This is a genomic window from Isoptericola halotolerans, from assembly GCF_045689585.1.
In the GTDB taxonomy this organism is placed as follows: domain Bacteria; phylum Actinomycetota; class Actinomycetes; order Actinomycetales; family Cellulomonadaceae; genus Isoptericola; species Isoptericola halotolerans_B.
On record NZ_CP140108.1, the window covers coordinates 3,497,038 to 3,520,252 of the forward strand.

20 protein-coding genes are annotated in these 23,215 nt (G+C 74.4%); 5 read left to right on the forward strand and 15 right to left on the reverse strand.

Translation table 11 applies throughout. The features are described from left to right. Positions 1 to 19: 19 nt before the first annotated feature. From mraY to mraZ, 7 genes are all read right to left on the reverse strand, one after another. Positions 20 to 1,102 carry a phospho-N-acetylmuramoyl-pentapeptide-transferase gene (gene mraY, locus UQW22_RS16465; protein WP_407318202.1) on the reverse strand — a complete coding sequence of 361 codons (1,083 nt, stop codon included), beginning with the start codon at positions 1,100 to 1,102 and terminating at the stop codon, positions 20 to 22. After that, the gene (murF, locus tag UQW22_RS16470) at positions 1,099 to 2,505 is read right to left on the reverse strand and encodes a UDP-N-acetylmuramoyl-tripeptide--D-alanyl-D-alanine ligase (protein ID WP_407318204.1); all 1,407 of its coding nucleotides are present in this window, start codon (positions 2,503 to 2,505) and stop codon (positions 1,099 to 1,101) included. Before murF ends, mraY begins: the two co-directional genes overlap by 4 nt. After that, positions 2,502 to 4,130: a UDP-N-acetylmuramoyl-L-alanyl-D-glutamate--2,6-diaminopimelate ligase gene (locus tag UQW22_RS16475; RefSeq protein ID WP_407318205.1), complete on the reverse strand. Its 1,629-nt coding sequence runs from the start codon at positions 4,128 to 4,130 to the stop codon at positions 2,502 to 2,504. Before UQW22_RS16475 ends, murF begins: the two co-directional genes overlap by 4 nt. Before the next feature lie 28 nt (positions 4,131 to 4,158). Next, a complete protein-coding gene (locus UQW22_RS16480) occupies positions 4,159 to 6,024 on the reverse strand; it encodes a peptidoglycan D,D-transpeptidase FtsI family protein (RefSeq protein ID WP_407318206.1) in 1,866 nt (621 codons plus the stop codon). Between the two features lie 59 nt (positions 6,025 to 6,083). Next, positions 6,084 to 6,506, reverse strand: coding sequence for a hypothetical protein (locus UQW22_RS16485; RefSeq protein ID WP_407318208.1), 423 nt, complete (start codon positions 6,504 to 6,506; stop codon positions 6,084 to 6,086). Beyond that, the gene (rsmH, locus tag UQW22_RS16490) at positions 6,503 to 7,534 is read right to left on the reverse strand and encodes a 16S rRNA (cytosine(1402)-N(4))-methyltransferase RsmH (protein WP_407318209.1); all 1,032 of its coding nucleotides are present in this window, start codon (positions 7,532 to 7,534) and stop codon (positions 6,503 to 6,505) included. Before rsmH ends, UQW22_RS16485 begins: the two co-directional genes overlap by 4 nt. A gap of 184 nt (positions 7,535 to 7,718) precedes the next feature. Next, the gene (gene mraZ, locus UQW22_RS16495) at positions 7,719 to 8,153 is read right to left on the reverse strand and encodes a division/cell wall cluster transcriptional repressor MraZ (protein ID WP_106268287.1); all 435 of its coding nucleotides are present in this window, start codon (positions 8,151 to 8,153) and stop codon (positions 7,719 to 7,721) included. A 286-nt stretch (positions 8,154 to 8,439) separates the two neighbouring features. Here mraZ and UQW22_RS16500 point away from each other — a divergent pair, with 286 nt between their 5' ends. The 3 genes from UQW22_RS16500 to UQW22_RS16510 are packed head-to-tail and all read left to right on the forward strand — an operon-like array spanning position 8,440 to position 13,131. Then, complete coding sequence (locus tag UQW22_RS16500; protein ID WP_407318210.1) at positions 8,440 to 9,519, forward strand: AAA family ATPase; 1,080 nt, start codon at positions 8,440 to 8,442, stop codon at positions 9,517 to 9,519. 1 nt (position 9,520) lies between these two features. After that, the gene (locus tag UQW22_RS16505; RefSeq protein ID WP_407318211.1) at positions 9,521 to 10,894 is read left to right on the forward strand and encodes a DUF58 domain-containing protein; all 1,374 of its coding nucleotides are present in this window, start codon (positions 9,521 to 9,523) and stop codon (positions 10,892 to 10,894) included. After that, positions 10,891 to 13,131, forward strand: a complete 2,241-nt coding sequence (locus UQW22_RS16510) for a transglutaminaseTgpA domain-containing protein (RefSeq protein WP_407318213.1) — start codon at positions 10,891 to 10,893, stop codon at positions 13,129 to 13,131. The genes UQW22_RS16505 and UQW22_RS16510 overlap by 4 nt, the downstream gene beginning before the upstream one ends. Before the next feature lie 79 nt (positions 13,132 to 13,210). On the opposite strand, the gene UQW22_RS16515 is transcribed toward UQW22_RS16510, so the two are convergent. The 3 genes from UQW22_RS16515 to UQW22_RS16525 are packed head-to-tail and all read right to left on the reverse strand — an operon-like array spanning position 13,211 to position 15,369. Continuing rightward, positions 13,211 to 13,651, reverse strand: a complete 441-nt coding sequence (locus UQW22_RS16515; protein WP_407318215.1) for a DUF3040 domain-containing protein — start codon at positions 13,649 to 13,651, stop codon at positions 13,211 to 13,213. A gap of 39 nt (positions 13,652 to 13,690) precedes the next feature. Beyond that, complete coding sequence (gene dinB / locus UQW22_RS16520) at positions 13,691 to 14,941, reverse strand: DNA polymerase IV (protein ID WP_407318217.1); 1,251 nt, start codon at positions 14,939 to 14,941, stop codon at positions 13,691 to 13,693. Next, positions 14,938 to 15,369 carry an SAV_6107 family HEPN domain-containing protein gene (locus UQW22_RS16525; RefSeq protein ID WP_407318219.1) on the reverse strand — a complete coding sequence of 144 codons (432 nt, stop codon included), beginning with the start codon at positions 15,367 to 15,369 and terminating at the stop codon, positions 14,938 to 14,940. Before UQW22_RS16525 ends, dinB begins: the two co-directional genes overlap by 4 nt. Positions 15,370 to 15,550: 181 nt before the next feature. Between UQW22_RS16525 and UQW22_RS16530 the strand changes: the two genes are divergently transcribed. Beyond that, the gene (locus UQW22_RS16530; protein ID WP_407318220.1) at positions 15,551 to 16,369 is read left to right on the forward strand and encodes a spermidine synthase; all 819 of its coding nucleotides are present in this window, start codon (positions 15,551 to 15,553) and stop codon (positions 16,367 to 16,369) included. An 84-nt stretch (positions 16,370 to 16,453) separates the two neighbouring features. On the opposite strand, the gene UQW22_RS16535 is transcribed toward UQW22_RS16530, so the two are convergent. From UQW22_RS16535 to UQW22_RS16555, 5 genes are all read right to left on the reverse strand, one after another. Continuing rightward, on the reverse strand, positions 16,454 to 16,657 hold the full coding sequence (locus tag UQW22_RS16535) for a cold-shock protein (RefSeq protein WP_106267998.1): 204 nt from the start codon (positions 16,655 to 16,657) through the stop codon (positions 16,454 to 16,456). Positions 16,658 to 16,814: 157 nt separating this feature from the next. Further along, positions 16,815 to 17,759, reverse strand: coding sequence for a PAC2 family protein (locus UQW22_RS16540; RefSeq protein ID WP_407318221.1), 945 nt, complete (start codon positions 17,757 to 17,759; stop codon positions 16,815 to 16,817). Positions 17,760 to 17,844: 85 nt separating this feature from the next. Next, positions 17,845 to 18,285: a response regulator gene (locus UQW22_RS16545; protein ID WP_407318222.1), complete on the reverse strand. Its 441-nt coding sequence runs from the start codon at positions 18,283 to 18,285 to the stop codon at positions 17,845 to 17,847. After that, entirely contained in the window at positions 18,282 to 19,457 is a 1,176-nt protein-coding gene (locus UQW22_RS16550) for a sensor histidine kinase (RefSeq protein ID WP_407318223.1), read from the reverse strand. The genes UQW22_RS16545 and UQW22_RS16550 overlap by 4 nt, the downstream gene beginning before the upstream one ends. Beyond that, on the reverse strand, positions 19,454 to 20,773 hold the full coding sequence (locus UQW22_RS16555; RefSeq protein ID WP_407318224.1) for a PP2C family protein-serine/threonine phosphatase: 1,320 nt from the start codon (positions 20,771 to 20,773) through the stop codon (positions 19,454 to 19,456). The genes UQW22_RS16550 and UQW22_RS16555 overlap by 4 nt, the downstream gene beginning before the upstream one ends. Positions 20,774 to 20,919: 146 nt before the next feature. Between UQW22_RS16555 and UQW22_RS16560 the strand changes: the two genes are divergently transcribed. Next, positions 20,920 to 23,181 (forward strand): HelD family protein, encoded by a 2,262-nt coding sequence (locus tag UQW22_RS16560; RefSeq protein WP_407318226.1) that lies wholly within the window; start codon positions 20,920 to 20,922, stop codon positions 23,179 to 23,181. Positions 23,182 to 23,215: the final 34 nt, after the last annotated feature.

Genomic DNA, 23,215 nt, shown 5'->3' on the forward strand with positions numbered 1-23,215 from the left:
GCGCCGCGTGCGCGGTCGGTCAACTGACGACCCACTCGGCGTAGAAGACCCCCATGCCGAGCGCGGCGAAGAACCCGGCGATGAGCCAGAAGCGGATGACGATCGTCACCTCGCCCCATCCGGACAGCTCGAAGTGGTGGTGCAGCGGCGCCATCTTGAACACCCGTCTGCCGGTGAGCTTGAACGACCCGATCTGGATGATGTCGCTCATCACGATGATGACGAAGAGGCCACCGATGATCGCCGCCAGGATCTCCGTGCGGGTGAGGATCGACAGCCCGGCCAGGGCGCCGCCCAGCGCCAGCGAGCCGGTGTCCCCCATGAAGATCTTCGCCGGGCTCGCGTTCCACCACAGGAAGCCCACGCAGGCCCCCATGATCGCGGCGGCGACGATCGCCAGGTCCTGCGGGTCGCGCACCTCGTAGCAGCCCGGCCCGGCCGCGGCGGCCCGCTGGCACGACTGGTTCAGCTGCCAGATCCCGACCAGGACGTAGGCGCCGAACACGATCAACGAGGACCCGGTGGCGAGCCCGTCGAGACCGTCGGTGAGGTTCACGGCGTTCGACCACGCCGTGATGAGGAAGTTAGCCCACACGACGAAGAGGATCAGGCCGACCGTCGCGCCCGCGAACGCGAGGTCGAGGTTCGTGTCGCGCAGGAACGAGATCCGCGTGGAGGCCGGCGTCCGCGAGTTCGCGTTGGGGAACTGCAGGGCCAGCACCGCGAACGAGATCCCGACGAAACCCTGGCCGACGATCTTGGCGCGCGCCGTCAGCCCGAGCGACCGCTGCTTGCGGATCTTGGTGAAGTCGTCCAGGAACCCGACCAGCCCGAGCCCCGTCATGAGGTACAGCGCCAGCAGCGCCGAGGCGCTCGGGGGCCGGCCCGCGAGCACCATGGACGCGGCCACCCCGAGCAGGGTCGCCCCGATGATGACCACACCGCCCATGGTGGGCGTGCCGCGTTTGGTGAAGTGCGCCGTCGGACCGTCCTGCCGGACGAACTGGCCGTAGTTGCGGCGTACCAGGAACTTGATGAACAGCGGCGTGCCGAGCAGCGCGACGAGGAGCGACACGCCGGCGGCGGCGAGGACGGCGATCACGCGCGGGCCTCCACGAGCTGGTCGGCCAGCCGCCACAACCCGGAGCCCTGGGACGCCTTGACGAGCACGACGTCGCCGTCGGTCAGCTCGGCGTCGAGCACCTCGAGCGCAGCCTCGAGATCGGGCACGAAGACCGACTCCTCTCCCCAGGACCCCTCCTGCTGGGCTCCCTCGTGGACGTGGTACGCCCCCTCGCCGACGACGACGAGGCGCTTGACGTTGAGCCGGACCGCGAGCCGACCGATCGCGTCGTGCTCGACACGTGCGGCGTCACCGAGCTCGAGCATCTCCCCCACGACGGCGACCGACCGGCGGGTGCGCCCCGCCATCACCGCCAGGGTACGCAACGCGGCACGCATCGAGTCCGGGTTCGCGTTGTAGGAGTCGTCGACGACCGTCACCCCGTCCGGACGCTCGGTGACCGCCATGCGGTGCGGGCTCAACGGGGTCGCCGTCGAGAGCCGGGCGGCGGCGTCCTCGACCGTCACCCCGAGCCGTCGAGCCGCCGCCGCGGCGGCCAGCGCGTTCGTGACGTGGTGCGCGCCCACGAGACGCAGCGCGACGGGTGCCTCCCCGTCGGCGGTCACCAGCGTGAACCGAGCCCGTCCGGCGTCGACCGTGACGTCCCGCGCACGGACGTCCGCCGACGGGATCGTCCCGAAGGTGACCACCGTCGTGGACGGGTCGGCCCGTCCGGCCATCGCGGACACCCGGGAGTCGTCGACGTTCAGCACCACCGTGCCGCCGGGTCGCACGCCCTCGACCATCTCGCCCTTGGTCCGGGCGATCGCCTCCACGTCGCCGAACCGGCCGAGGTGCGCCGTCCCGACCGCCAGCACGACGCCGACGTCCGGCGGGGCGATGCGCGTCAGGTCGGCGATGTTGCCGGGCGCGTCGGCACCCATCTCCAGGACCAGGACACGCGTCGCGGGCGTGGCCCGCAGCACCGTCAGCGGCAGGCCGATCTCGTTGTTGAACGACCCGGCCGGCACGACGATCGCGTCGGCGCCGGTGTCCGGGGCGAGGAGCTGACCGAGCAGGTCCTTCGTGGTCGTCTTGCCGACCGAGCCGGTCACGGCCACGACCCGCACGTCGCCGTCGGTGCGCAGCCGGGCGAGCACCGTGCGGGCGAGCTCGCCGAGCGCTACCTCGACGTCCGCGACGACCACGCAGGGCACACCGTCGAGCGGACGGGTGGTCAGGGCCAGCGCGGCACCCGCCCCCACCGCGGCCGCGGCGAAGTCGTGGCCGTCGGCCCGCTCCCCGGCCACGGCGACGAACAGCGCACCCGGCGCGACCTGACGCGAGTCGACGACCACCGGCCCGGTCACGGGCACGGCGCCGTCCGCGTGCAGCGTCCCGGTGGTCGCGGCGGCGACCTCGGCGGCGGTGAGCTCGATCATGCGGAAGGGGTCCTCTCTGAGCGGGCACGCAGGGCGGTGCGTGCCTCGACACGGTCGTCCAGGGCGACGTCGACGCCCCGGACCTCCTGGATGGTCTCGTGGCCCCGGCCCGCGACGAGCACGGTGTCCGCCGGGCCGGCCTCGAGCACGGCGCGGCGGATCGCCGCGTCCCGCGGCGCGGTCTCCACGACGGTGACCTCGCGTCCCGCCGCCCGGGCCGTCTCCTGCGCAGCCGTCGCGCCGGCGAGCACCTCGCCCCGGACCTTCGCGGCGTCCTCGTCGTGCGGGTCGTCGTCGGTCAGCACGACGACGTCGGCGCCCGCGACCGCGGCGGCGCCCATCGCGGGCCGCTTGCCGGGGTCGCGGTCCCCGGTGGCTCCGAAGACGACGACGAGCCGTCCGGCCGTGGTGGGCCGCAGCGCCGCCAGCGCGAGCTCCACGGCGTCGGTGTTGTGCGCGAAGTCGACGACCACCCGCGGGTGCCCGTCGCCGCCGGCGCCGACCACCTCCATCCGGCCCGGGACCCGGGCCGACAGCCCGTCGACCGTGGTGAGCGCCGCCGACACGTCGGCGAGCGGGACGCCGGAGGCCAGCACCATGACGACCGCGAGGGCGGCGTTGGCCACGTTGAAGGCGCCCGGCAGCGAGGTGGAGGTCCGCAACGTGCGACCGTCCGCGTGCGTGAGCGTGAAGGCCGAGCCCGTGCCGTGCGGCGTGACGTCCGACACGCTCCAGTCGGCGACCGGGGCCTCGCCCTCGGCCGCGACCGTGCGCACCGTCTCGACGGGCACCCCGGCGGTCGCCGCCATCCGTTCACCCCAGGCGTCGTCCACGACGACGACCCCCCGCCGGGAGCGCGCGGGCGTGAAGAGCTCCGCCTTGGCCGCGAAGTAGGTCGGCAGGTCGCCGTGGAAGTCCAGGTGGTCCTGGCTGAGGTTGGTGAAGCCCGCCACGTCGAAGACGATCCCGTCGACGCGGTGCATCGCGACCGCGTGGGACGAGACCTCCATGGCGAGGGCGTCCACGCCGACCTCGCGCATGGTCGCCAGCAGCGCCTGCAGGTCCGCGGCCTCGGGGGTCGTCAGGCGGCTGGGCAGCACCCGGTCGCCCGCCCGGGTCTCGACGGTGCCGACGAGCCCCGACCGGTGGCCCAGCGCCCGCAGCAGGTGGTCCACCTGGTACGTCGTGGTCGTCTTGCCGTTGGTGCCGGTCACCCCGAACGTGGCCAGGTGCTCGGCCGGCTCGCCGTGCACCCACGCCGCCACGGGCCCGAGCACCACCCGGGGGTCGTCCGTGACCAGGACGGGCACCGTGAGGCCGCCGAGCGCCGCGGCGCCGTCGCGGTCCGTGAGCACGGCGGTGGCGCCGCGCCGGACGGCGTCCTCGGCGAACCCGGCACCGTGGCTGCGGGCACCGGGCAGAGCGACGAACAGGTCGCCCGGCGCCACCACCCGGTTGTCGCTCGCCACCGCGGAGACCGTCGTCCCGGGCGGGACGCCGTCGGCCGCGTCCGTCCCGGCCGTGGTCGGGTCGGACGCCGCGGCCAGGTCGAACGCCGCGGCCAGGTCGGCGAGCCGACGCGGGACAGGATCCGCGGGACGGATGCGGTCGGTCGGGGATGTCACGGGGTAGAACTTACCTGCTGCGAGCAGGTCACCAGGTCAGCGGGAACTGGTCGACGGGCTCGGTGGAGGGCGGGACACCCTCCTTGCGCAGCGTGAAGCCCATGAGCTCGCTGAAGACCGGCGCCGCGACCACCCCGCCGTAGATCGACGACCGCGGGCTCCTGAGGAACACCGAGACCGTGTAGCGCGGGTCGTCCGCGGGGGCCACGCCGATGTACGAGGCCATGTAGGTGGTCCCCCCGTTCTCGAACATCTGCGCCGTCCCCGTCTTGCCGGCGACCCGGTAGCCCGGCACCTGGGCGGCCGACCCCGTCCCCTCCTCGCTGGTCGCTGCCTCCAACATCGTCAGGACGTCGGCCGCCGTCTCCTCGGAGACCACCCTGGTGCCCTCGCCCGGGTCGGCGTCCGTGAGGACGCCGTCGGCCGTCTGGGTGCCGTCCAGGAGGGTCGCAGGCATCTGCACGCCCCCGTTGGCGATCGTGGAGAAGACCTGCGTGGCCTGCATGGCGCTGACGGCCACGCCCTGGCCGAACAGGATCGTGTAGGGGGTGCGGTTCTCGACGTCGTCGATGTCCTCGTCCGGCAGCAGGCCCGCGCTCTCACCGGCCATCCCCAGCGCCGTCCGCTCGCCGAACCCGAACTTGCGCAGGTAGTCGTAGCGCACGGCGAACGGGATCTCCTGCCCCATCATCACCGTGCCGGTGTTCGACGACTGCGCGAGGATCCCGGCGAGCGTCCACCGCTCGACCGGGTGCGAGTGGGAGTCGCGGAACGTCTCGCCGTCCACGGTGTAGGTGTCGGGCACCTCGAACTGGTCGGTGGGCTCCCAGTAACCGCCCTCGAGGGCTGCCGCGGCCGAGATCACCTTGCCCGTCGACCCGGGCTCGAAGACGACGCTCACGGCTCGCGACCCGTCGGCGACGGCAGCGGTCGACCGGTCGTTCGGGTCGACACCGCCCGAGTCCGCCATCGCGAGGACCTCACCGGTGCGCAGGTCGTGGACGATGGCCATGCCGTACGCCGCGCCGGTGTCGCGCACCGCCTCGTCGAGCAGCTCCTCCGCCTTCCACTGCACGTCCCCGTCGATCGTGAGCCGGACGTCCTGGCCGGGCACCGCCGGGACCGACTCGATCTCCGAGCCCGGGATGGGCACGCCGTCGCGCCCCCGCTCGAAGGTGCGGGTGCCGTCGGTCCCGGCCAGCACGTCGTCGAACGCGGCCTCGACACCGCCCTGACCGTCCATCTCGGAGTTCACGTAGCCCAGGATCGGTCCGGCGACCGCCCCGGAAGGGTAGGTCCGCTTCGAGCTCAGCTCGGTGCGGATGTACACCCGCAGGTCCAGCTCGGCGACGGCCCGCTGCACCTCCGGCACCACGCCCTCCTTGAGCTTGACGTACCGGTCCTCGCCGTTGAGCTTGGCCGCGAGCGTCTCCTTCGGCTCGCCCAGCACCGGACCCAGCAGCTGGGCGATGCCCAGGGCGCCGTCCTGCACCGGCTCCCCGTCGGCGTCGTGCCGGGAGTTGCCCCGGAAGTTCTGGATCGACTCCTGGTCCGCGATGATCGTGTACCGGTCGACCGACGTGGCCAGCACGGTGCCGTCGCGGTCCAGGACGTCGCCCCGGTGGGCAGGCGTGACCTGGGTGACGAGCCGGTCCTGCTGAGCCTCGGAGGCCAGCGCCGCGCCCTGGACCACCTGGACCTGGACCAGCCGGCCGACGAACACCGTCAGCACGAGCGCGGCCAGCACGATGAGCCACCGCTGGCGGCGTGCCGGGTCTCCGGGGCCACGTCGCGGCGCGGGCCGCGCGCCCGGACGCCGGCCGGGACCGGAGCCCCGGCCCGTGGCGCCGGTGCCGCGCGTCGTCCGGCCCCGGCCGGTGGCTCGCCTCGTCACTCCTCGATCTTGCGTCCGCACCGGCCCGGACCCGCGGGGCCGCCCCGGGCGTGTCGCACTCACGGTTTCTCCGCGGTCCCCGCGACGACCTCGCCCTCGGCCACCGAGAGCATGGTCATGTCCTCGGCCGGGACCATGCCGAGCCGGTTCGCCTCCTCGGCGAGGGACGACTCGGCCGTCCGCAGCTCCGCCTGGACCTCCTGGACGTCCTGGGCGACCAGCCCCACCTCACGCTGCAGGCGCGACATCTCGTACGAGCCACGCGCCATCGTCGTGTTGAGCAGCAGGGCGGCGAGCAGCGCGCCGACGAGGACCAGCGCGCACAGCACCATGAACGGGACGCCGGAGGTCGCCTGCAACGGGGCCCGGACGGCGTCGAGACGACGTCCGGCACCGCCCTCGACGGCGGTCAGCGGCGCACGCCGAGGCGTCGGCTCCCCGCGGCGCTCGGGGATGGTCGCGGGGGCTCGCAGGGCGCTCATCGCGACTCCTTCCGTGGGGTGCTGCCGAGCAGGTGGTCAGGTGTGGGGCGCAGGCGCCGGGCGGCCCGCAGCCGGACCGAAGCGGAGCGCGGGTTGCGCTCCAGCTCGGCGTCGTCGGCCTCCTCGGCGCCGCGGGTCAGCGCCTCGAGGTACGGCCGGTGGGTCTCGGGCTCGACCGGGAGACCGGCCGGGGCGCTCGAGGTGGTGCCGCGGGCGATCGCCCGCTTGACGATCCGGTCCTCGAGCGAGTGGTAGGACTCCACGACGATCCGGCCGCCGACGGCGAGCGCCTCGATCGCCGCGGGCACCGCGTGCTCGAGCACCTCCAGCTCCCCGTTGACCTCGATGCGCAGCGCCTGGAAGGTGCGCTTGGAGGGGTTGCCGCCGGTGCGGCGCGCGGCGGCCGGGATCGCGGCGCGAACGGTCTCGGCGAGCTCGGCCGTGCGTTCCCACGGCCGTTCCTCGCGCCGGCGGACCAGCGCACGGGCGACGCGGGGCGCGAAACGCTCCTCGCCGTACACCCGCAGGATCCTCGCGAGGTCACGCTCGTCGTACGTGTTGAGCACGTCGGCCGCCGTCATCCCGCGCGACTGGTCCATCCGCATGTCGAGGGGCGCGTCCTGGGCGTACGCGAACCCGCGGTCCGCCTCGTCGAGCTGCAGCGACGAGACGCCGAGGTCCATGAGCACGGCCTGCACGAGCCCGTCGGCGGTGCCCGCGTGCTCGGCCGCGACGTCGACGACCTCGTCGTAGACGGCGTGGACCGGTGTGAAGCGGTCGCCGAACCGAGCGAGACGGACGGACGCCAGCTCCAGCGCCTGCCGGTCGCGGTCCACCCCCAGCACGCGAGCGGTGGGGACCTGCTCGAGGACGGCCTCCGTGTGCCCGCCCATCCCGAGGGTGCAGTCCACGAGCACGCTGCCCCGCTCGGCGAGCGCCGGGGCGAGCAGGTCGACGCAGCGCTGCAGCAGCACCGGGACGTGCCGGTCCCGCGCGGGCCGTGCGGCGTCGTCGTCGTGCGTGCTCATGCTGCCTCCCCTCGTCGCTCCTGCGGGTCACGTCCGCCCGGTCAGGTCTCCCTCCGCGTCGTTCTGCCGCCGGGGAAGTGGCGGCAGACCCTCGCGGGAGGAGGCCTCGCCGTGCGGGCCGCCGTGTCGTCGATCTGCTGTCGTGCTGTTGTCTTGCCCTCGTGCCCTCGTGCTTCCGGTCCCGTCAGAACTGCAGGTCGGGGAAGATCTCCTCGGCCACGTCGGAGTACGACGACTCCTGCTCGGCCAGGTAGGTCTCCCACGCCCGGGCGTCCCAGACCTCCACCCGGGTGCCGGCACCGATCACCGCGACGTCCCGGTCGAGACCTGCGTACTCGCGCAACGCCGCGGGGATGACCACACGGCCCTGCTTGTCCGGCACCTCGTCGCTCGCCCCCGACAGGAACACGCGCAGGTAGTCGCGCGCCTGCCGGCTGGTGACCGGCGCCTGCCGGACCTGCTCGTACATGCGGGAGAACTCGTCCATCGGCAGCAGGAACAGGCAGCGCTCCTGTCCTCGCGTCATGACGAGCCCTGCGGCGAGACGGGCACGGAACTTCGCCGGAAGGATGAGCCGGCCCTTCTCGTCGAGCCGAGGGGTGTACGTGCCGAGAAGCAGCCCTGTGCCCGGGAACTGGTCCCCCAGTACTCCTGCCACGGTCCGCACCTCCCCTCGGGCTCCCGCTTCCTCCACGCTACTCCACTTTGCTCCACCAGGCGCGCCACAGGATGGGTAGTGGTGCCCATCCGGCGCGCTGCGTCGCCGTCGACGCAGGTCACGCGCCACTCACCGCGGTGGAGGGCGGTGGAGGGCTCTGCGCGTCGCCACGTGACCGAGGTCACGCGCAGGTCACGGAGCGACTAGGCTGCTCACAGCACCTGACGCACGATCCGGAGGGCCACCTGTGCACACCGACCACCCCGCCAGCGCCGTCAGCGCGGGCCAGCCTCCGGTCGACCCCGGCCCCGACGCGCTCCGCGCCGGTCTGAGTGAGCTCGTCGCCGCGACCGGCCGGGTGCGCCAGGCGGTCGAGTCCGTGGTCACCGGCCGGCCCGACCTCGCCCGCGTCACCGTCGCCGTGCTCCTCGCCGGGGGCCACCTGCTCGTCGAGGACGTCCCCGGCGTGGGCAAGACCACCCTCGCCAAGGCCCTCGCCCGGACCATCGACTGCCGCGTCGGACGGGTGCAGTTCACCCCCGACCTGCTGCCGAGCGACCTGACCGGCGTGAACATCTACCGTTCCACCACCGGGGAGTTCGAGTTCCGCCCCGGACCGGTGTTCAACAACGTCGTGATCGGCGACGAGATCAACCGTGCCTCGCCCAAGACCCAGTCCGCCCTGCTCGAGTGCATGGAGGAGGGGCAGACGACGGTCGACGGCACCACCTACCCGCTGCCGCGGCCGTTCCTCGTCGTCGCGACGCAGAACCCGGTCGAGATGGAGGGGACCTACCCGCTGCCGGAGGCCCAGCGCGACCGGTTCATGGCCCGGCTCGCGGTCGGCTACCCGGACAACGCCGCCGAGATGCGCATGCTGGACTCGCAGCAGGCGGCCGACCCGTTCGCGCACCTCGAACCCGTCACGTCCGCGGAGGCGATGACCCGGTACGCCGGCTGGATCCGCGCCGTGCACGCGTCCCCTGCCGTCAAGCAGTACATCATCGACCTCGCGGTCGGGACGCGTGACCACGCGGGTCTGCGGCTGGGCGCCTCCCCCCGTGCCTCACTCCAGCTCCTCCGGGTCGCCAAGGCCCACGCGGCGATGGCAGGACGCCTGCACGTCCTGCCGGACGACGTCCAGGCGCTCGCCGTCCCCGTGCTGGCGCACCGGCTCATCCTCTCGACGGAGTCGCGGCTCGCCGGGGTGAGCGCCACGGACGTCGTCCGGGACGTCGTCGAGCGGACGGTCGTGCCGGCAGAGGCCGCCGTGCCCGCCCCGACGCGGCGCCCGGCCGTCGGCAGGCCCTCCGGCCCGAGCCGCTGAGATGTCGCGGCAGCACCCGGGCGCGCAGGAGCGCGCCGGGCAGCGCACCGGACACCGAGGCACCGGACGGCGCGTCGGCACCGCGCTGCGGCAGCTGGCGCGGGTCCGTCCGACCGGTCGCGGCGGCGCGCTCGTGGTCGCGGGCGTCGTCCTCGCGGCGACCGGGGTCGTCCTCGACCTGCCCGACCTCGTCGGGCTCGGGGCAGCGGGAGTCCTGAGCGTCGCCGCCGCCTGCGTCGCACTGGGATGGCAGCGCCTCGACGCCGGCCGCGGTGCCCTGGACGTCGAGCGGCACATCGAGCCCGACCCCGTTGTCGCCGGCCGGTCGGCGACCACCCGGCGAGCACGGGCCCGGACCGGGGCCGCGTACGAGCGCCTGGCACGTCTGCGGCTCTCGGAGCAGGCGGCCCACGAGCTCGCGGGGCCCTCCGGCATCCGGGCACGGGTCCGCACCCACCCGGACCACATCGCGGTCCAGTACTCGCTCGCCCCCGCCCGACGGGGGCGGTGGCCGCTGGGACCGGTCCTGACCACCCGGACCGACGTGTTCGGGCTCGCGCGGACCACCCAGCCGCTCGGCCCCGCGACCAGGGTGTCGGTCTGGCCCCGGACCACCGCGCTCTCGGCCCGCACGGCGGCGCTCGGCGACGTCGACCGAGCCGCCGCCGGGGCCCGGCTCGCCTCCAGCGACGACTCGGTGCTGCGGGAGTACGTCCCGGGCGACGACCCCCGCCGGGTGCACTGGGCGGGCTCGGCCCGGCAGGGCCGGCTCATGGTGCGTGCGGACGAGAGCGCCGGCCTGCGACCGGCGACCGTCCTGCTGGACCGCCGGCTCCTCGCCCCGCCCGCGGAGAACCGTCCCGGTGCGCGCCCACCGAGCCGGCCGCAGGTCGACGACGGCGAGTGGGCCGTCGAGCTCGCCGCCTCCGTGGCGACCTCGTTCCTCGGCGCGGGACACCCCACGAGGCTCGTCGCCACCAGCACCGTGCCGACGCGCACCGAGCACGCGTCCGGGCGCCGGAGCGGCCACGCCCAGATCCTCGACGCGACGGTCGACCTCACCGGCGTCCGTGGCGCCGCGGCCGACGAGGCGCTGACCACCACGGTCCGGGCGTTGCGGGCGGACCGAGTCCGTGCGGAGGTCACCGTCGCCGTGCTCGGCCCCCTCGGCGAGGGCCCGCGGCACGCGGTCGCGTCACTGGGGGCCGACGGCACCTCCTGGGCGTTGCTCCTGGTACCCCGTGAACCGGGGAGCCGCCACGACGTGGAGCCCACCGTGGACGACCTGCGCGCGGCCGGCTGGCGTGTCACGACCTGCTCCGCGGGCACCCCCGTCGAACGCGTCTGGGCGACACTGACGGAGCACGTCGCATGATCCCCGCGTACGCCGGCCCGACGGTCCGGCTCGTCGCGGCCACCGCCCTGGTGGCGTCGGCGGTGGCCGCCTCGATGTTCGCCCTCACCGCCCTGGTGCTCCCCGGCGACTGGGTCCGCACCGGGCTCACCGGCATCGCGCTGGTCGCCGTCGCCACCGGCCTCACGCGCGCCCTGCTCGAGCGCAGGTCTCGTCGGCGCGACCGCCGCGACACCGGCACGGGCTCCGTCGTGCCGACCCTCGTCGGCACCGTGGTCGCCGGTTGGTACGTGCTGGCGCACTACGGCGGCCCCACCTCCCGGCCGGAGCTGCTCGTCGGGCCGGAGAGCCTCGCCCGGGTGGTCGACCGTCTCGGCGACGCGGGCGAGATCATCCGGTCCGAGGTCGCTCCGGTGCCCGGCACGCTGCCGATCACCCTGCTGACGGTGGGCGGGACGCTGGCGGTGCTGCTGCTCGCGGACGCGCTGGCCGGCGGCCTGCGCTGGCCGGCTGCCGTCGGGCTCCCGCTGCTCGCCCTGTGGTGCCCCCCGCTGGTGCTCGTCGGAGAGGTGCCGACCGGCGTGTTCGTCGTGGTGGTGACCGCGCTGCTCCTGCTGCTGTCCGTCTCGATCGACGACCGCAGGCCCCCGCGGGTCGAGAGACCCCCCGCTTCCGTGCGACGGGCCGAGGGCGCCCGGAGCCTCGCGACGACCGCGGTCGCACTGGTGGTCGCCCTGACCGCGGGCGTGGTGGCGGCTGCCTCGAGCAACCTGCCCGGCTACGCCGGGGCCTGGTACCAGAGCTTCACCACGACGGGCGACACGATCCAGCTCGCCGAGGACCTCGACGTGCTGAGCAGCCTCACCGAGCGGTCCGACGAGGTGGTGCTCACGTACACGGGGGACGGGGAGGACCTGGGCCCGCTGCGCACCTACACCGCGAGCGCGTTCGACGGTCGGCGCTGGCAGCGCGGCGACGAGCGCGACGGGCAGCCCCTCGCGTCCGACACGCTGCTGTGGCCCACCGAACTCGACGCCGGAACGTTGCAGGAGCGGCAGGACGTGGCCGTCACGGTGGGGTCGTTGCGCGACGACCAGCTTCCCGTCGCCGTCGAGCCGCGCCGCGTCGACGTCGGGGGCACGTGGGGCTACGACCCCTTGCGCGACGAGGTGGTCGGCGACCGCACGGACGTGGGCGACACGTACGCCCTCGGGGTCCTCGCCCGGAACCTCGACCCGGCGCTGCTGCGCGACGCCGGGCCCGGCGTCGTCGAGGACGCCTACCTCACCGTGCCCGACTCCGAGCACGCGCAGGACGTGGCAGAGATCGCCGCCGAGGTGACCGACGACGCCGACAACGCCTACGACCAGGCCGTCGCCCTGCAGCAGTGGCTGCGCGACCCGGCCACGTTCACCTATTCCACCCAGCTCCCCCGCGGCGGCACCGGCGACCCCGTGTGGGACTTCCTGCAGCACCGCACCGGCTACTGCGTGCAGTTCGCGACGACCATGTCAGTGATGGCCCGCACCCTGGGCATCCCCACACGGCTGGGTGTCGGATTCCTGCCCGGCGACTCCGACGAGGACCCGGAGACGGGCGAGGCGCGCTGGGAGGTGACCGGCCAGGAGTCGCACGCCTGGCCGGAGCTGTTCTTCGAGGGCGTCGGCTGGGTCCGGTTCGAGCCCACCCCCGCCACGCAGACGGGAGCCGCGCCCGAGTACACGACGGCGACCGCAGACGACCCGGCTCCCGCCCCGGACCCGCAGGAGGTCCCACCCCCCGCGGCCGAGCGGCCGGAGCCGGTCGAGTCCGACCCCGCTCCGGCCGAGCCGGACGTCGCGGTGGCTCCGGAGCCGGAGTCCACCTGGTCACCGTGGGCGTGGGTCGCCCTCGGTGGGGTGATCGTCGCGGTAGCCGCGGCCGGCCTGCTCCTCTGGTGGCGGGGGCGCCGTGACTCCGGTCCCGTCGACGCCGAGAGCGCCTGGCGTCGGGTGATCACCGCGCTCGACCGCGACGGTGTGACCCTCCCGGCTCCGACGACTCCCCGGCAGGCACCGCAGGCGGTGATCGACGCCGTCGAGCGGGCGCACGGCCGGGCACCGACGCAGGTGCGCGACGACCTGGAGACCTTGGCGCTGGCGGTCGAGCGGACCCGGTACGCGGGGCCTGCCGAGCTGACCCACGACGCGGACGAGGACGGGCAGGACCTGGCCGTGGTCGCGGCCCGGGTGAGCGAGCGGCTGACGAACCGGGGCTGAAGCGCCGCGGACCTCGAGGTCCGAGCGACGTCGACGCGGGTGCGTGGGATGCCGGTGCGTGGCTACGGGTCGAGCGGAGTCAGCGACCCTGCTCGCGTCGCCGGTCCCACCGCTCCTCGAGGCGCGCCAGCAGCCCCGGACCCTTGGCGGACGGGCCCTTGGCGGACGTCGACCCCGACCGTCGGCCACCGGCGGAGGCCTGCCCGGAACCGGTCGGCGGGTGGACCGTGCCGTCGGCGTCGACGACACCCTGGGGGCCCTTCTTGCGCGGAGCCGAGAAAGCGTAGACCACGCCCGCGAACATCAGGACGAATCCCGCGACACCGAGCAGCGTCAGCGAGGACGCCACGCCGATGACCAGGAGCACCAGTCCCAGCACCACGCACAGCCCGGCGAGGACGTAGCGCAGGGGGGAACGCCGGCTGGACCGCTGGAGCGTCGTGGCCAGCCGGGGGTCGTCGCTCTCCAGCGCGCGCTCCATCTGCTCCAGCACGCGCTGCTCGTACTCGGACAGAGGCATCGGGCCCCCCGATCTCGCTGTAGTTTCGTGGCCTGACCCCTAGGATATGCCTGCTGAGCCCCGGACGGTAGTCGACGGGGCGCCCAGCGCGATCACCGCCGAGCCGAACCTCTCCCGGACGGCGTCCACCGCGAGCTCCGCGTCGCGGCGAGACCCCCCGGGCGTCTCTTCCTCCTCGAAGAGCGTCGGCTGCGAGGTGGTCCGGGCACGGTCTCGGAGGTTCTCCCCCCGGACCCCGACGAGCCTCACCGGCAAGCCCTGCAGGTCGACCGCGACGAGCAGCTCGCGAGCGACGGCGTAGACCTCCTGCGCCACGTCGGTCGGCACCTCCAGCGTGCGCGACCGGGACATGGTGCGGAAGTCGCTGGTGCGGACCTTCAGCGCGACCGTGCGGGCGACGACGCCCTGGCGCCGCAGCCGGCCGGCCACCCGGTCGCAGAGCTCCCGCAACCGGCGAGCCACCTCGTCGAGGTCGCGCACGTCCTGCCCGAAGGTCGACTCCGCGCCGATGCTGCGCTCGGCGCGCCCGGCCACCACCGGGCGCGGGTCCCTCCCCCACGCGAGATCGTGCAGGTGCGCGCCGCTGACCCTCCCGACCGCTGCCTGCAGGACGTCCAGGTCGGTGTCGGCGAGCTCTGCCACGGTCGTGATCCCCCACCGTGCGAGCACCTGCTCCGTCTTGTCCCCGACGCCCCACAGCGCGCCGACCGGCAGGGCACGCAGGAACTCCTCCGTCGCCGCGGCCGGCACGAGCATCATCCCGTCGGGCTTGGCGTGGGTCGACGCCAGCTTGGCCACCAGCTTGTTCCGTCCCACGCCGACGGAGCAGGTGATGCCGTGCTCGGCGCGGACCCGTTCGCGCAGCGCCGCCCCGATCCGCGTCGGCAGCCCGAGCCTGCGCCGGGCACCCGCCACGTCGAGGAAGGCCTCGTCGACCGACACCTGCTCGACGACCGCCGTCACGTCGCCCAGGATCGCCATGACCGACCGCGACACGTCCCGGTAGAGGCGGTGGTCGGGCGGCACGACGATCGCCTGCGGGCAGCGCCGCAGGGCATGGGTCATCGACATCGCCGACCGGACGCCGTAGGCGCGCGCCTCGTAGGTGGCCGCCAGCACCACCCCTCGTTCCCGACCGCCGACGATCACCGGCCGGCCCCGCAGCTCGGGACGGCGCGCCAGCTCCACCGAGGCGAAGAACGCGTCCATGTCGACGTGCAGGACGGACGCTCCGTCCTCGTCGTGCCCCCAGTCGCGGCGTACGGCCGCCGACCGCGGCCCGCGGCTCACGACGCCGCCGTCGCGGCGCCCCGGCCGGACAGCGCGAAGCCGGCACCCGGGTCCACCCGCAGACCGACCTCGTCGCGGAAGTCCTCCGCGCACGCCAGCAGCTCGTCCGCACGGGCCGGGGGGACGTCGTCGCCGAAGCCCGCGTCCACCGCCGCACGCAGCCGCGCCCCGGAGGCGAAGTACACGCTCCAGGCGGCCAGCTCCGGCTCGACCCGGGTCAGCAGCTCCCACACCGCTCGCGCGCGCCCGCGCGGGGCGTCGCCGTGGAGCGCCACGACAGCCGCCGCCGAACGCAGCGCCGCGAGGTGCGCATGGACGAACCGCTCCCCCGGGTCGGCGGCCAGCACCGCCGCCGCGAGCTCCGCGTCCGCCCGCGCCAGCAGGTCGTCCACGCGGCGGGCCACCGGGACACCACCTCGTGCGGTCATCGTGCACCTCCTGACCCTGCCGGGGACCATCCCTCGAGAGCATCTTCGAACGCTTGTTCGATCATGTCAAGACCTCGCCCGTCTGTCCTGGCGGGCGCGAGAGACTGTCCTCATGGCCAGACGCTCCCGTCCCCGTCCGGACCGATCGTCCCGCGCGGCACCGACAGTCCCCACCGCGCCGGTGCCGATCGACACCGGCACGGCGCACGTCGAGCAGGACCCCGACCATCCGGCACGGATGACCCTGCACGTCAACGGCGTGCCGAGCTCGTGCCTGGACCTCGCCGACCCGGGATTCCTCGCCTTCGAGTACCTCCAGCAGATGGCCGCGGTGATCGACCTGCTGCCGCCCGGGCCGGTGCGCGCGCTCCACCTGGGCGCCGCGGGCTGCGCGCTGCCGCGCCAGGTGGAGCACGCCCGCCCGGGGTCGCGGCAGCTCGGCGTCGACATCGACGCGCGCCTCCTGACCCTCGTGCGCGACTGGTTCGACCTGCCACGGTCACCCCGCCTGCGGCTGCGGGCCGAGGACGCCGGCCACGCGCTCGCCGGGCTCCCGGCGGCGTCCTTCGACGTCGTCGTCCGCGACGTGTTCGACGGGGACCGGACACCCGACCACCTCGTGGGAGCGGAGTTCGCCGTCGCCGCTCACCGCGTGCTGCGTCCCGGCGGGGTGCTGCTCGCCAACTGCGCCGACCGGCCACCGCTGCACCTGGCTCGCCGGGAGGCGGCGGCTCTCGCCGACGCCTTCGGGACGGAGAGCGCCCGCACCGGCCGGCTCGGCCTCGTCGCCGAGCCCGCCGTCCTCAAGGGCCGCCGGTACGGCAACGTGGTGCTGGCGGCCGTCCGCGCTCCCACCGACGACCCCGCCGGCCGCACGGACGACCCGGCCGTCGTCGACCTGCGCGACGCGGGCCTCGCCCGGGACCTGCGCAGCCTGCCCGTCCCCGCGCGGCTGCTCGTCACCGACGACGTCACCCGGTTCGCCGGCCTGTCCGCCTGACGCCGTGCGGCGCCCCGGACGCCCGGACGCAGCGAGGGCCGCCGCTCCGCTCCGGAGCGGCGGCCCTCGGGGGACGTCCAGCGGTCAGAGCGGGACGACCTGCTCCGCCTGCGGACCCTTCGGCCCCTGCGTGATCTCGAACTCCACCCGCTGGGCCTCGTCGAGCGTGCGGTACCCCTGCGTCTGGATCGCCGAGTAGTGGACGAAGACGTCGGCCCCGCCGCCGTCCTGGGCGATGAACCCGTAGCCCTTCTCGGAGTTGAACCACTTCACAGAACCCTGCGCCATGCTGATCCTTCGACCTTCCGTCCGATGCACGGGTGCACCGGACGGGCACCCGCCGTCACCCCTGCCCGGGGTGCCGGCCCGTACGCCGGTGAGCAGGTGCGACGCCCGTCAGTGTGGCACGGACCACTGCGATGTGCACGGAGTACGCGGGCGGACGTCAGCCCTCGTCGCGCTGGGCCAGGAACCGCTCGAACTCCGCACCCAGCTCGTCGGCCGTCGGCAGCGCCGCGTCCTCCGCGAGCAGGTTCGTCCGGCCGACCGATCGCGTGAAGGCGTCGTACTGCTCCTCGAGCTGGTGCACGACGGCGGCCATCTCGTCGTTCTGGGCCACCAGCTCGGCGACCTCCACCTGCGCCTCGGCCGCAGCCTCCGCCAACCCGTCGGTGCCGAGCGCGAGGCCCGTCGCCTTCTCCACGTGCTGCAGCGCGACCACGGCGGCCGGGACGTACCTCGACTGAGCGAGGTAGTGCGGCACGTGCACGGTGACGCCCAGCGCGTCGTGCTCGGTCTGCCCCAGGCGCAGCTCCAGCAGCGCGCCGAGCGACCCGGGCACGCGCACCCGGCCGAAGAACGACGTGTAGTCCTCGACGAGGCCCTCGCGCGTGCCGTGCGCCGTCAACGACAGCGGACGGGTGTGCGGCACCCCCATCGGGATGCCGTGGACGCCGACGGTCAGGGACACGTCGAACCGCTCCACGAGCTCGCGCACGGCGGCCGCGACGCGCTCCCACTGCAGGTCCGGCTCGACGCCGTGCAGCAGCAGGAACCCCGCGCCCTCGTCGTCGGTGAGGTGGTCCACGACGAGCGACGGCTCGTCGTACTCGGTCCAGCGGTCGGCGTCGAACGTCATCGGCGGCCGGCGCGAGCGGTAGTCGACGAGCCGGTCGACGTCGAACGTGGCCAGCCGGGTGACTGAGAATCGCTCCAGGAGGTGCTCGACGGCCACCTCGCCCGCCGCCCCCGCGTCGACGAACCCGCGCAGCGCGTGGACGAGCACCGGTCCGGTCTGGGACGTCCCTGCGGGCGTCGTGGACGTGCCGTCGCCCAGCGTCCGTGCGAACGCCTGGTCGTCGACCTCGTAGATCCCCTGCGGGTCCAGCACCGCGCCTCCTCCTCTCGACCGCGGTGACGCATCAGCGCCACTCACGGGGGTCAACCCGACGGGGCCCCCGGATCTTCCCGCGAGGTCAGTGACGCGGCAGGCGGACCACCGAGACGAAGAACTCGTCGATCTGCTGCACGACGTCGATGAACCGCTCGAAGTCCACGGGCTTGGTCACGTAGGCGTTGGCGTGCAGCGTGTACGAGCGCAGCACGTCCTCCTCGGCCTCCGACGTGGTGAGCACGACCACCGGGATGTGCTTGAGGACCGGGTCCTCCTTGACGAGGGCGAGCACCTCACGGCCGTCCATGCGGGGCAGGTTCAGGTCGAGCAGGACGAGGTCCGGACGTGGCGCGTCGGCGTGGTCGCCCTCGCGACGCAGGAACTCCATCGCGCTCACGCCGTCGGACACCACCGACAACCGGTTCGCGACCTTGTGCTCCGCGAACGCCTCGCGCGTCATGAGGACGTCACCCGGGTCGTCCTCGACGAGGAGGACCTCGATACCGACCTGCTGCTCCGTCATCCCGCCACCCTATGCGGACCCGGGAGCGTCCAGCGGATCGTGGCGCCCTGCGTGGCGCCCGTGTCGATCCACACCCGTCCGCCGTGGTGCTCCACGACCCGCTTGACGAGGGCGAGGCCGATCCCGGTACCGCTGTACACCTCCTTGGGGTGCAGGCGCTGGAAGATGACGAAGACCCGCTCGGCGTACTGCGGGTCGATACCGATGCCGTTGTCGCGGCAGGACAGCTCCCACCCGGTGCCGTCGTCGGCCGGCGCGGCCGAGACGTGCACCCGCGGGGGACGGTCGGGATGCCGGAACTTCAGGGCGTTGCCGACGACGTTGCGCAGCAGCAGCAGGAGCAGCCCCCGCTCCCCGCGGACGACCGGCAGCGGGTCGTGGGTGACCTCGGCGGCCTCCTCCTCGACCCGCTCCGAGAGGTCCGCGAGCACCTGGCCCATCAGCACCTCGAGGTCGACGTCCTCCGGGGGCGCCCCGGACCTGCCCACCCGGGAGAAGCTCAGCAGGTCCTGGATGAGGCGCTGCATCCGGTGCGCGCCGTCCACGGCGAACGCGATGTACTGGTCGGCACGTTCGTCGAGCTGGTCCCCGTAGCGCTTCTGCAGCAGCTGCGTGAAGCTCGCGACCTTCCGCAGCGGTTCCTGCAGGTCGTGCGAGGCGACGTAGGCGAACTGCTCCAGGTCGCGGTTGGACCGCTCCAGCTCCCGGGCCTGGTCCTGCAGCCGCGCCTGCGCGTCCTCGGCCTCCGCGTGCGCCGCCAGCGCCTCGGCCACCTGCTGGACCAGCTCGCGGCGCATGTCCTCGACGTCCCGGCTCAGCGCGGCGACCTCGCCGGTGCCGACCCGGGGGATCTCATGGTCGTGCTCGCCCGTGCTCGCCGCGCGCACCTCGGCCGCGAGAGTCCCGAGCGGGGCCGTCACACCGCGCTGGAGCGCCTGCCAGACCATCCAGCCGAGCACCACCGCGACGACCCCGAGCACACCCACGACGACCAGCACCACCTCGTTCCAGCGGCGGGCGAGCTCGATGGCCTCCGGGTCCGCCTCGGTGGTCAGCAGCCGCAACGACACCAGGATCGCGACGAACGCCACCACGAGAACCAGCAGCAGCACCAGACCGGCGCCCCGCAGCAGGCGACGCAGCCCGTGCAGCACCGACGGCGCCGCGTTCACGGGCGCGCCCACTCCGCCGAGTCGGCGAGGGTGGAGGACCGCTCCCCGACCACCTCGTCCGCACCCGTCCAGCCCACGACGAGCACGGCGGCGTCGTCCACGAGCGGGCCGCCGTGCACCGCTCGGACCCGGCGCAGCACCCGTTCCACCACACCGACGAAGCCTGACTCGTCGAGCTCCTGCTGCACGAGGTCGCGCAGCCCGTCCACCCCGACCCGGCGGGCACCGCGCCGACCCCGCTCCTGCGGCGGCATCCCCGCACCGTCGGCGACGGAGGCCTCCACCAGCCCGTCGGTGTACATCAGCACCGCGAACGGGCCGTCGACCTCCACGCGCTGCGGCGTCCAGCCGCCGTCCACCGGGACGCCGAGCGCCCGTCCGCGGGCCGTCGGCACGACATCGTCGCACCGGACGTCGCCGACCGGACCCGTCAGGAGCATCGGCGCCGGGTGGCCCGCCAGGTAGACGTCGACACCGCGACGGTCGGCCGCGACGGCCACCTGGCACAGCGTCACGAACGTCTCCGGGCGGGGTCGCTCGGTCACCAGGACGCGCTCGAGGTGGCCGAGCACGTCGGCGGGCGGGGTTCCCGTCAGGACGAGCGTGCGCCAGGCGGTGCGCAGCGTCGCGCCCAGGGCCGCCTCGTCCGGTCCGTGGCCGGCCACGTCCCCGATCATGGACAGCACCGTGCCGTCCGCCGTCTCGACGGAGTCGAAGAAGTCGCCGCCGAGCAGACCGTTACCCCCGGGGAGATAGCCGACCATCACCGAGACCGTCGTGTCCTCGACGAGCGGCTTGGGCAGCAGCGCACGCTCCAGCCGTGCGGTCTCGGCCGCCCGCACCTCGCTGCGGTACAGCGCCCGCTGCTGGGCGGCCGACCGGCGGCGCTGGAGCGCGTAGCGCAAGGACCGCCCGAGCAGGTCGGCACCCGTCTCGCCCTTCACGAGGTAGTCGTCGGCACCCGCGGCCACGGCCCGGACGCCCTGGTCGATGCCGGCGTGGCCCGTCAGCACGACGAGGGCCGGCGGGACGGGGTGCCGCTCGGTCGAACGGCGCAGCTGCTCGACCGCGTCGAGTCCGACGGCGTCCGGCAGACCCAGGTCCACGACCAGGCAGTCCACGCGCCCCTGGTCCAGCTCCTCGGCCGCCTCGGCGACCGACGTCGCGCGGCGCACCTCGATCTCGACCTCGGCGTCCGCGAGCAGTTCCGTGACGAGGAGGGCGTCGCCGTCGTCGTCCTCCACGAGCAGCACGACCGCCGGCTCCGCCGACTCCCCGTCCCCGGACCCGGCGCGTCCCCCGTCGCCGCTGATCATGACCGCGATCCTATGCCGTCGCCACCGCCTCCGTCATCGCCACCGTGGTCCGGCGCGTCGCCGGCCGACCGCGCCGGTCGGCGCGCCGGGCCGCGCAGTCGTGGAATGATGGTCGGCCGCACATCCGAGGAGCACCAGGAGGACGCGTGGCAGGCAGGCGCGAGGAGCTGGCACGCGAGCAGGCGGTCGTCACGAAGTTGTACGCCCGCCTCGACGAGCTGCGCGCCACCGCGCGCGAACGGCTCGCCGAGGTACGGCGGGTGGGGCCGTCGGGATCGCCGCAGAACCGCAGCGAACGGGACGCCTTCGCGACCCTCTACGCGGACCGCGCCGCCCAGCTCGACGCCGTGGAGGACCGGCTCGCCTTCGGTCGGCTGGACCTCGACGACGGCGAGATCCGCTACGTCGGTCGTCTCGGCCTGACGGACGACGAGCACCGCACGCTGCTCACCGACTGGCGGGCGCCCGCGGCCCAGGCGTTCTACCGGGCGACGGCGATGCACCCGGACGGTGTGCGCCGTCGGCGGCACGTGGTCACCTCGGCACGGACCGTCACCGGCGTCGAGGACGAGGTGCTCGACCTCGACGCCGTGGCCGACGGGCTCGACGCCTCCTCCCTCTCCGGCGAGGGGGCCCTGCTCGCCTCCCTGGCCACCCGGCGCACCGGCCGGATGGCCGACATCGTCGCGACCATCCAGGGCGAGCAGGACCGGATCGTGCGCGACGACCTCGGGGGCGCCCTGGTCGTCCAGGGCGGGCCGGGCACCGGCAAGACCGCCGTCGCGCTGCACCGTGCGGCCTACCTGCTCTACGCCCACCGCCGGGTCCTGGAACGGTCGGGGGTCCTCCTCGTCGGCCCCAGCCGGGCGTTCCTGCGCTACATCGACCAGGTCCTGCCCTCCCTCGGGGAGACCGGCGTCGTCTCCACGACCGTCGGCGAGCTGCTGCCGGGGGTGCGCGCGGACGGCGTCGACGACGGTCCGGTGGCCGAGATCAAGGGGCGGCTGCTGTGGCGCACGGCGGTCCGGCGTGCCGTGCGGGCACGCGAACGGGTGCCGGCCCAGGACGTCCCCGTCCGGGTCGACGGCGTCGACCTGACGATCCGGCGGCGGGAGGTGCGCGAGGCGATCTCCCGGGCCCGGCGCACGCACAAGCCGCACAACGAGGCACGGGCGACGTTCGTGCGCGAGATCCTCGCACGCCTTGTCGACCAGTACCGCGAGCGCACCGACTCCGAGCTGTCCGAGCACGACGTCGCGGTGCTCCAGGAGGACCTGCGCGGCGAGCGCGACGTGCGGGTCGCCGTGAACCTCGCCTGGTTCCCCCTCTCGCCCGAGAAGCTCGTCGCCGACCTGTGGGCCAAGCCCCACCGGCTCGCCGAGGCCGCGCCGGAGCTGAGCGCCGCCGAGCGCCGGCTCCTGCAGCGCTCGCCCGACGCCGCGTGGACGGAGTCCGACGTCCCGATCCTCGACGAGGCGGCCGAGCTGCTCGGGGTCGACTACTCCGTGGCCCGTGCGGAGCAGCGTGCCGCCGAGGCGCAGCGTGCCGCCGAGGTCGAGTACGCCCGGTCGGTGCTCGAGTCCACGGGAGCGGGCGGGGGGCTCGTCGACGCGCAGACGCTCGCCGACCGGTTCGCGCCGAGCGGGCCGGTGCTGACGACCGCCGAACGAGCCGCGGCGGACCGCTCCTGGACCTACGGGCACGTCGTCGTCGACGAGGCGCAGGAGCTGAGCCCGATGGCGTGGCACGCGATCGTGCGGCGCGTGCCGACCCGTTCCCTGACCATCGTCGGGGATGTCGCCCAGACGTCGTCCGCGGCCGGCGCCGGGTCCTGGCCCGACGCCCTCGACCCGGTCCTGCGCGACGGCTGGCGCCTCAGCGAGCTGACGGTCAGCTACCGGACGCCCGCTGCGGTGGCGGACGCCGCCCAACGGGTCGCCACGGCGGCGGGCCTGCCCGTCTCGCCGCTCACGGCGGCGCGGGACGTCCCCGGCGCGCTGCGGCTCGAACGCACCGACGACCCCCTCGGACGGGCGGCCTCCTGGACGGCCGACCTCGCCCAGGAGCACGTCGCCCCGGACGGGTCCGGGCGCGTGGCGGTCATCGCCGCCGGGGACGACCTGGCGAAGCTGCGCGAGCAGGTGCTCGGCTCCCTCGCCGACACCCTCGGCCCGGCCGAGGCCTCACGGCTCGAGGCGCAGCGCGCGGAGGACGCCCAGGTCGTGGTGACCTCTCCGCGCGAGGCCAAGGGGCTGGAGTACGACGCCGTCGTGCTCGTCGAGCCGGCGGACGTCGCCGACGGCCCCGGCCGGTGGGGGGATCTGTACGTGGCCATGACACGGCCGACGCAGGCCCTGGTGGTGGTGCACTCCCGCGAGCTGCCCGACGGTCTGGTGCACGAGGGGTGAGACGGGTTTGTGGGGCGGGGCGCGGTGGCGCACC

What these genes read in the sequence shown, in the direction of transcription:
- murF (WP_407318204.1), bottom strand. Translation starts at nt 2,505, where the DNA reads ATGATCGAGCTCACCGCCGCCGAGGTCGCCGCCGCGACCACCGGGACG.
- UQW22_RS16485 (WP_407318208.1), bottom strand. Translation starts at nt 6,506, where the DNA reads ATGAGCGCCCTGCGAGCCCCCGCGACCATCCCCGAGCGCCGCGGGGAG.
- rsmH (WP_407318209.1), bottom strand. Translation starts at nt 7,534, where the DNA reads ATGAGCACGCACGACGACGACGCCGCACGGCCCGCGCGGGACCGGCAC.
- UQW22_RS16505 (WP_407318211.1), top strand. Translation starts at nt 9,521, where the DNA reads ATGTCGCGGCAGCACCCGGGCGCGCAGGAGCGCGCCGGGCAGCGCACC.
- UQW22_RS16510 (WP_407318213.1), top strand. Translation starts at nt 10,891, where the DNA reads ATGATCCCCGCGTACGCCGGCCCGACGGTCCGGCTCGTCGCGGCCACC.
- UQW22_RS16515 (WP_407318215.1), bottom strand. Translation starts at nt 13,651, where the DNA reads ATGCCTCTGTCCGAGTACGAGCAGCGCGTGCTGGAGCAGATGGAGCGC.
- UQW22_RS16525 (WP_407318219.1), bottom strand. Translation starts at nt 15,369, where the DNA reads ATGACCGCACGAGGTGGTGTCCCGGTGGCCCGCCGCGTGGACGACCTG.
- UQW22_RS16535 (WP_106267998.1), bottom strand. Translation starts at nt 16,657, where the DNA reads ATGGCGCAGGGTTCTGTGAAGTGGTTCAACTCCGAGAAGGGCTACGGG.
- UQW22_RS16545 (WP_407318222.1), bottom strand. Translation starts at nt 18,285, where the DNA reads ATGACGGAGCAGCAGGTCGGTATCGAGGTCCTCCTCGTCGAGGACGAC.
- UQW22_RS16555 (WP_407318224.1), bottom strand. Translation starts at nt 20,773, where the DNA reads ATGATCAGCGGCGACGGGGGACGCGCCGGGTCCGGGGACGGGGAGTCG.